This window comes from Cyanobium sp. LEGE 06143 (genome assembly GCF_015207535.1).
Lineage (GTDB): Bacteria > Cyanobacteriota > Cyanobacteriia > PCC-6307 > Cyanobiaceae > NIES-981.
Map to the genome: position 1 here is coordinate 1 of NZ_JADEWP010000115.1, position 8,272 is coordinate 8,272.

Here is an 8,272-nt window from a genome sequence, read left to right on the forward strand (position 1 = left end):
GGCGCCGAGGTGGAGGCAGAGCAGCTGCAGAGCCCGGTGCCCGAGCACGGCAGCAGCCCCCTGGAGCACAACTGCTCCGGCAAGCACGCCGCTTTCCTGGCCACCTGCCGGCGCATGGGCTGGGCCCTGGAGGGCTACCTGCAACCGGAGCATCCCCTGCAGCAGGAGGTGCTCAAGCGGGTGGCCGAACTGCTCGGCCTGCCCGCCGCTGAGCTGGTCACCGCCCGCGACGACTGCGGCGCCCCCACCCTGCAACTGCAGCTGGCCCAGATGGCCCTGCTCTACGCCCACCTGGGAGCCGGGGCCCAGCCCGATCTGGAGCGGCTCAGCCGGGCGATGCTCAGCCACCCGGAGCTGGTGGCAGGCGAGGGCCGCTTCGACACCGAACTCATGCGCCTGGGCCATGGCCAGGTGCTCAGCAAGGGCGGAGCCGAGGGGATCCAGTGCCTGACCAGGGTGGGCGAGGGGATGGGGGTGGCGATCAAGGTGGAGGACGGAGCCGGGCGGGCCAAGCACGCCGTGGCCCTGCACCTGCTCGAGCAGCTCGACTGGCTGACGCCGATGACCCTGGAGGAGCTGCGCCGCTCCTTCCTGGAGCCGGCACCCCATCTGAAGCTGGACGTGCGCGGCGAACTGCGCTTCGACTGAGCTCAGCCTGTAGCGCAGGACACCGGCTGGTACACTCCTTTGGTGCCGCGGGGTAGAGCAGCCTGGTAGCTCGTCGGGCTCATAACCCGAAGGTCGCGAGTTCAAATCTCGCCCCCGCCACCACTTGTTTGCTCTCCAACAGGCCCCGGTTTTCCGGGGCTTTTTTTGTGTTCAGGCTGTGTTGCGTTGGAGGCTGGCGCCATGACCGAGCTGCAACGGGCCCTGCTGATCTTCGTGCTCGGCGGCCTGGTGACCCTGGCCACGGTGGTGATGGTGCTGCGGGGCCACCGGCGCTGGCACCAGCGCGATCCCTTCGATGACCCCGGTTGATGCCCTCTGCCCATGACAACTGACGCGATGCTGGCGCCAGGCACCGCCTGGCTGCTCCTGGTGGGCTTCTCCGTGCTCTGGATCGCCCTGGGCATCTGGTGGGGCAGGCGCGGCAGCGGCGACGCCGACGACTACCTGCTGGCCGGCCGCAACATCGGCCTGGCCCTGAGCACGGCCACCCTGATGGCCAGCTGGGTCACCGGCAACACCACCCTGGCGGCGCCGGAGGTGGGGTACACCCTCGGCCTCTGGGGCATGTTCGGCTACGCCCTCGCCGGCCTGGGGCTGTTCCTGTTCGCCCCCCTGGCGGTGCGGATCAAGCGGCTGATGCCCCGGGCCCGCACCAGCGGCGACTTCGTGCGGCTGCGCTACGGGCGGCTCTGCTGGGCCCTGTTCCTGCTGATCACCATGGCCTACACCCTCGGCTTTCTGATCACCCAGGGGATGGGAGCCGGCCTGCTGCTGCAATCGCTCTCGGGCTTCGACTACCGCCTCGGCATGGTGTGCGTGATCGGTGTGTCCACCACCTACACCCTGTTCGGCGGCATGCGGGCGGTGGTCGGCACCGACTTCATCCAGTCGCTGCTGATCATGGCGCTGCTGGTGCTGGTGGCCGTGCTCGGCTTCAGCCGCTTCGGCACCGATCAGGTGTACACGGCTCTGGCCAGCGAGCATCCCGGCCGCCTGAATCTGCTGCTGCCGGCAGGGCTGCTGTTTGCCTGGAACACCGGGCTGTTCAGCATGGGCGAGGTGTTCCACAACAACATCTGGTGGTCGCGGGTGTTCGCCAGCCGCCCCTCGGTGGTGTTCCGCTCCTTCGTGCTCGGCGGCTTCGCCTGGGTCACGGTGCCGATCGTGACGGGCGCCATCGCCCTGATGGCCCTGGCCCAGAACCTCGAGATCCCCCAGGTGAACATGGTGTTCCCGATCGTCACGGCCCAGCTGCTCGGCAGCGGCGGCGCCGCGGTGGTGTTCGTGATCATCTTCGCCTCGCTCACCTCCACCCTCGACTCCCTGCTCGCCGCCACGGCCGATCTGATCGCTGAGGATGTGATTGCCCACTGGTTGCGACCCGAGTCCACCGACCAGCAGATCCGCCAGGCCGCCCGCCGGGTGGTGGTGGCCCTGGGACTGCTGACCATGCTGCTCTCCTGGCAGTACGTGACCTCGATGTACCAGCTGCTGCTGTTCACCGGCGCCCTGGTGGCCTCCACGATCTGGCCGATCGCCATGGGGCTCTACTGGCGCCAGGCCAACCGCCAGGCGGCCAGCGCCGCCATGCTGCTCGGCTCGATCAGCGGCCTGCTGGCCTACGGGCTGATCGCCCCCTACTGCGCCGCCCTGGTGTCCGCCGCCGTCTCAGCCCTGGTGATGGGCCTGGGCAGCCACTACTGGCCCGAGCAGTACGACTGGCGCCAGCTGGCCGGCGAACCCGAGAGTCCCTGAGTCGTGTCAATCCCCCAAGCCATGGCCCTGTTTCCCTCCCTGCTGCTCAGCACCAGCGCCCCGGCCGGCTCGTGGCTGATCTCCGGCTGGTGGTTCGGCCTGGTGGTGTACGGCAGCATCGCCGGCCTGGTGCTGGCCGTGCTGGTGATTCTGGGCATCTGGTTTGTGGAGTGGCGCAATGGCCGGGTCTGGTAGCGACGCAGCGGGCTGGCCGTCAGCGCGAGCTCCTCGGAAACGGTAAATACCGCTACTTTCTGCCGCTTCCGATGTTGCAGAAAACACAAGATTTTCCAGTCAGCCACCCGATCGAGGCGGAAGATGGAGCCTTCCACCCCGTTCGACCACAACATCCCCAGCCCCCGGGATCACCTTTGACGATGCACTCTCCCCACTTCAATCGGCTCGGTCCTGATGTCTATGGGAACGCCCACCCACAGGCCCTGCTCGAGCAGATCCGCGAGCACGGCGGGGCGCTGAGCGATCTGATGAACCAGCATGTGATCTCCACCCTGCAGTACAGCGCCAACTCGCTGCTGCAGGTGTTTCGGCTGGCGGCGAAGTTCGAGAGCAACCCCGAGCGCTACATCCGCTTCAACAGCCCGCTGCAGCGCAAGATCCTGATCAACGCCTTCTACGAGCCCAGCACCCGCACCCGGCTCTCCTTCGACAGCGCCTGGCACCGGCTGGGCGGCGACACGATCACGATCACGGATCGCAGCACCACCGGCATCGCCAAGGGGGAATCGCTGCGGGATGTGGCGGAGATGTTCAACAACTATGGCGACTGTGTGGTGTTACGGGATACCAACGCTGAGGCCATCTACCAGATGACCGAATCGCTGCGGATTCCGATCATCAATGCCGGCAATGGCATCGATGAGCACCCCACTCAGGCCATGGCCGACCTCTACACCATCTTCAAGTGGCGTCCCCAGTTGGTGGAGAAGGATGTGCCCGCCGATCAACGCATCCGCATCGGCATCGTGGGCATCCCGAAGCGCATGCGCACGGTGCGGTCACTGCTGCGCATCCTCACCAAGTTCCCTCAGATGATCGATGAGCTGGTGCTGTTTCACGAGCCGGGAATCGACCCCGGCGAAGCCGAGAGCTACTTTGATCCAGGCCAGCGGGAGGAGCTTGAGCAGGCCGGCATCAAGGTGCTCACCAGCGACGATCTCAGCGCCGCCGTTCCAGACCTCGATGTGATCTACATCAATGCGATCGCCTGGGTGGGGGACAACTACGAGGTGCACGGCCGCAGCTTCCACCTCACCGCCGATCTGTCCTACCGGCCTGAGGCGATCATCCTCCACCCCCTGGCCAGGGGAGCGGAGCTGGGCACCTGTCTCGATGGCACCCCCCACAACTGGTACTTCTCCCAGGCGCGCGGTGCCGTGTTCATCCGCATGGCCCTGCTCACCTGCATGGTGGAGCGCACAGACCAGGTGATGGACATCATCTGAGGTCCAGCGGGTGCGCCGTTCAGGCCGATCCCCTCACGTTCAGCATTTCGAGATTTCATCCAGGAGACGGTCTATGTGTGGCATCGGGGGAGTGTTCCAACTCCAGCCCCAGCAGCCGATCGACGAGCAGGTGCTCGTCAACATGGCGGCGATCCAGGTGCATCGCGGCCCTGATGGCTTCGGGGTGAGGGGCCTGCCGGATCAGGGTGTGGGCTTCTGCCATGCCCGCCTCTCGATCATCGACCTCGATGCCAACCGCGGCCGCCAGCCATTCGTGTCTGAGGACGGCCAGCTGCTGATGGCCCACAACGGCGAGTTCTACGACTTCCAGGCCATCCGCGCCTCGCTCACGGCCCAGGGCCATCACTTCAGCAGCAAGAGCGATTCGGAAATCCTGCTGCGGCTCTACCAGCAGCGGGGCCTCGAGGCCAGCTTGCCCCTGCTGCGCGGCGAGTTCGCCTTCGCCCTGTTCGACAGCCGCCTCGACACCCTCTACCTGGTGCGCGACCGCTTCGGCGTCAAACCCCAGTACTGGACCCTCACCGAGGAGGGTCTGGTGTTCGGCTCCGAGCTCAAGGTGCTGTTCGCCCATCCCGGCGTGCAACGGCGCTTCAGCTCCGAGGGCCTGTTCCACCAGCTGATGCAGACCATGGTGCCGGGCAGCACGGCCTTCGAGGGGGTGCACCAGCTCAAACCCGGCCACGTGCTCACGGTGCGCCGCCGCGACGGCCGCTTCAGCATCGAGGATCAGCCCTACTGGGACGTGGATTTCCCCCGCAGCGGCGAGCGCGATGCCGGCCGCAGCGAGGCCGACCACATCGCCGCGGTGCGCCAGGCCCTGCTGGAAGCGGTGGAGGTGCGGATGGTGGCCGATGTGCCCGTGGGCTGCTACCTCTCCGGCGGCATCGACTCCTGCTCGATCCTGGGCCTGGCCGCCGCGGTGAGCCAGAACCCTGTGAAGGCGTTCACGATCGGCTTCGACGACAGCCGCTACGACGAAACCCCGATCGCCACCTCGATGGCCGAGGCCACCGGCGCCGATCAGCTGGTGATGCGGCTTTCCGGCAACGAGCTCTATGGCCATCTGGAGGCCACGATCTGGCACACCGAGCGCACGATCTACAACACCCTGGCGGTGGCCAAGTTCCTGATGAGCCGCGAGGTGAACCGCTCCCACTACAAGGTGGTGATGACCGGCGAGGGCTCCGATGAGCTGTTCGGGGGCTATCCCGCCTTCCGACGCGACATGTTTCTGCATGGGCTGCAGGACCTGCCGGAGGCGGATCGTCAGGAATGGGAGCAGCTGCTGCAGGAGGCCAACCAGCTGGTGCAGGGGGCGATGCTGGCCGAGGAGCAGGTGCACGATCCAGCCCTGGAGGCTGTGGTGGGCTTCACGCCCAGCTGCCTGCAGCCCTGGCTGGCCTGCGCCCCCCTGGTGCCGGCCCTGCTGGCACCGCAGCACCGCCAGGCCTGCACGGGCTACCAGCCCGGCGCCGCCATCGCCGCCACCCTCGATGCCTCCCAGCTGGAGGGCCGCCATGCCCTCGACCGGGCCCAGTACGTGTGGATCAAGACGATGCTGGAGGGGCAGATCCTCACCTGGGGCGGCGACCGGGTGGACATGGCTCACGCCATGGAGGCGCGCCCCGCCTTCCTCGATCACCATCTGGCCGCTGTGGCGGTGCAGGTGCCCCCGGAGCTGCGCATCAAGGGCAAAACGGAGAAGTACGTGCTGCGGGAGGCCATGCGCGGCCTGCTGCCCGAGCAGCTCTACCGCCGCGAGAAGTTCGCCTTCATGGCCCCACCGGCCCACGCCGACCCCGAGAAGCGCGMCGCCATGCAGGTGCTGGCCGACCGCCACCTCAGCCCTGAGGCCATCGAGCAGGCGGGTCTGCTGGATCCAGCCGGGGTGGCGGCACTGTTCGCCCGCCACGACGATCCCGCCACCAGCCCGGCAACGCGGGTGCAGCTCGACGCCGTGATCAATCACCTGATCGGCGTGCAGATCATGCACCAGCTGTTCGTGGCCGCCGATGTGCCGGCCCAGGCCCGGGAACTGGCCGACCGGCTGGGTTGGCGACCGGGCGCCGCCGATCAGGCGGAGCCGGCCTACACGCTGATCGGCATGTCGGGCGGCTGAGCCGTATCCACCGCTGCCGCTGCCGCCGCCGCCGGAAACTCGGCGGTCTGGGCCACCCCCAGGGTGGTGGGCAGGGTGGCGCGGAAGCCGGTGTAATAGGTCTCGCTGGTTTCGGCCAGGATCTCGCGCAGGGCCAGCAGCGGCTCGGGGTGATGGTCAACCCGGAAGTCGATGTGGGGGTAGCTCTCCTGGTGCATCACCAGCAGGGCCGCCGACTGACGGCCGCGGTAGTCGCCGCCGTGGGCTTCAGCGGCCTCCAGGGCCGCCATCAGGCGCTCCTCCAGGGCGAGGCCGTGGCGCTCAGCGGCCATGTAGGCCTCGGCCATCGCCAGCAGCACCAGCTCGGAGGCCAGGTAATTGCCCGCCACCGAAAAGCCCGGGTAGCAGCGATGGGCCGCCAGGCCGGCGCAGTCAGGGCCCGTCCAGGCGGCGGTGCGGCCCTGACTGTCCACCAGGTGCACCTGGCGACCGTCGCGACCCGGATCGTCCTGCAGCAGCGACTCCAGCACCGCCTCGGCGCCCAGCTCACCGCCGCTCTGCAGCTGAAGCTGCTCCAGCCGGTCGAGCCCCCAGGAACCGAAGTAGGGGTTGGTGCTGGCCTGGGTGGCCACAGCTCCCACGCCTGATCGGGCATGGGGTACGAGGGAACCCACGGCCAGGTGGCGGGTGGCAACGCCCACCCCGGTCATCCCGGTGGGGCGATCCCAGGCAACGATCGAGTAGGTCATCGCGGGTGGGTGGGTAGGACGTGATGGGAGCCATGGAGGCCCACCACGCGTGGTGCGAAGAATTAGGTTCTGGAGATGATTGACGATCCTGGTTCGTGAGTTTGTGCCTAACGGCACCGTTGATCAGACCCGCACCCGGCCGGGTCGATCAACGGGGATCGTGCGCACCCCGATCAGCCGATTCTCCTCAGCCGCTTTTCCTCAGCCGACACGGCCCCTGTCATGTCTCAGCTTAGCGCCGCTTCCCTGGGCCAAAGCCCCCTCAGCAACGGCCATCTCGGCGCCGACAGCGCCTCTCTGGCGGCAGTCAGCTCGCTGCTGGCGCTGCGGGCCGATCGGGAACGCCTGGCCCTGAGCCTCGAAGCCCTGGCCTGCATCGGCCGGGTGCCCTCGGGGGCCGTGCGCCGGCTGGCCTTCAGCGACGAAGACCGCGCCGCCCGCGCTCTGGTGCAGGGCTGGATGGAGGAGGCCGGCATGGCCGTGCGCATCGATGCCGCCGGCAATCTGATCGGCCGCTACGGGGGCCTCGACCCCACGGCTCCCGTGCTCGCCACCGGCTCCCACATCGACACGGTGCCAGAGGGGGGCCACTACGACGGAGCCCTGGGGGTACTGGCCGGGCTGGAGGTGGTGCGGGTGCTTGCGGAGCACAACCAGCGCCTGCAGCACCCGCTCGAGCTGATCGTGTTCGCCGATGAGGAGAGCACCATGGTGGGCTGCAAGAGCCTGGTGGGCCGCGCCTCCGACGACCCCAGCACCTACACCACGGCCCTGGGGGTGCCGATTCAGGAGGGCCTGGCCAGCATCGGCGGCTCCTGGGAGCAGCGTGCCAGCGCCCGCCGGGCGCCCGGTGACATCGCCGCCTTCGTGGAGCTGCATGTGGAGCAGGGGGGCGTGCTCGAGGCCGTGGGCAAGGACATCGGCGTGGTGGAGGGGGTGGTGGGCCAGCAGCGCTACACGATCAGCGTCAGTGGCCAGGCCAACCACGCCGGCACCACCCCCATGGGCATGCGGCGCGATGCCCTCACCACCGCCGCCCAGATCATCCTGGCGGTGGAGGACATGGCCCTCCACTTCCCCGGCGATCCGGTGGCCACGGTGGGCAAGCTGCAGGTGTGGCCCAATGCCGCCAACATCGTGCCTGGCCGGGTGGAGTTCACCCTCGACATGCGCGATCTCTCCCACAGCGTGATCGACCACATGCGCGCCCACCTGGAGCGCAAGATCGAGAACATCGCCGTGGCCAGCCGCACCCGGATCGCGATGACACCGCAGTTTGTGGTGGATCCCAGCCCGGCTGATCCGATGGTGCAGGAGTTGATCACCGAGAGCTGCCAGCAGCTGGGGCTGAGCCACACCCACCTGCCCAGCCGCGCCAGCCACGACTCCCAGGAGCTGGGCCGCCTCACCGCCATGGGCATGATCTTCGTGCCCAGCCGCGACGGCGTGTCCCACTCGGCCGACGAATACACCACGCCGGAGCAGTGCGAACAGGGCGTGAATGTGCTGCTGCAGAG

General features: G+C 68.1%; 8 protein-coding genes and 1 tRNA gene. 8 read left to right on the top strand and 1 reads right to left on the bottom strand.

What is annotated here, in order from left to right:
- The 7 genes from IQ216_RS09050 to asnB form a co-directional block, all read left to right on the top strand.
- Positions 1 to 648 (top strand): asparaginase (locus IQ216_RS09050; protein ID WP_193815213.1); only part of this gene is annotated, 648 nt, incomplete at its 5' end.
- Between the two features lie 46 nt (positions 649 to 694).
- Positions 695 to 771 (top strand) — tRNA-Met (locus tag IQ216_RS09055).
- 78 nt (positions 772 to 849) lie between these two features.
- Positions 850 to 978 carry a hypothetical protein gene (locus tag IQ216_RS14490; RefSeq protein ID WP_255510594.1) on the top strand — a complete coding sequence of 43 codons (129 nt, stop codon included), beginning with the start codon at positions 850 to 852 and terminating at the stop codon, positions 976 to 978.
- A gap of 12 nt (positions 979 to 990) precedes the next feature.
- Positions 991 to 2,424 carry an urea transporter gene (locus tag IQ216_RS09060; protein ID WP_193815214.1) on the top strand — a complete coding sequence of 478 codons (1,434 nt, stop codon included), beginning with the start codon at positions 991 to 993 and terminating at the stop codon, positions 2,422 to 2,424.
- A 3-nt stretch (positions 2,425 to 2,427) separates the two neighbouring features.
- Positions 2,428 to 2,619, top strand: a complete 192-nt coding sequence (locus IQ216_RS09065) for a hypothetical protein (protein ID WP_186700885.1) — start codon at positions 2,428 to 2,430, stop codon at positions 2,617 to 2,619.
- Between the two features lie 182 nt (positions 2,620 to 2,801).
- Positions 2,802 to 3,887, top strand: coding sequence for an aspartate carbamoyltransferase (locus tag IQ216_RS09070; RefSeq protein ID WP_193815215.1), 1,086 nt, complete (start codon positions 2,802 to 2,804; stop codon positions 3,885 to 3,887).
- Positions 3,888 to 3,960: 73 nt separating this feature from the next.
- A complete protein-coding gene (gene asnB / locus IQ216_RS09075; protein ID WP_193815216.1) occupies positions 3,961 to 6,027 on the top strand; it encodes an asparagine synthase (glutamine-hydrolyzing) in 2,067 nt (688 codons plus the stop codon).
- Here asnB and IQ216_RS09080 read toward each other — a convergent pair.
- The gene (locus tag IQ216_RS09080; RefSeq protein ID WP_228007331.1) at positions 5,997 to 6,755 is read right to left on the bottom strand and encodes a DUF1028 domain-containing protein; all 759 of its coding nucleotides are present in this window, start codon (positions 6,753 to 6,755) and stop codon (positions 5,997 to 5,999) included. The two genes, asnB and IQ216_RS09080, sit on opposite strands and share 31 nt — an antisense overlap.
- 222 nt (positions 6,756 to 6,977) lie before the next feature.
- On the opposite strand from IQ216_RS09080, the gene IQ216_RS09085 reads away from it, so the two are divergent.
- Positions 6,978 to 8,272, top strand: a 1,295-nt coding sequence (locus IQ216_RS09085; protein ID WP_193815217.1) for a Zn-dependent hydrolase, incomplete at its 3' end; no start/stop codon positions are given.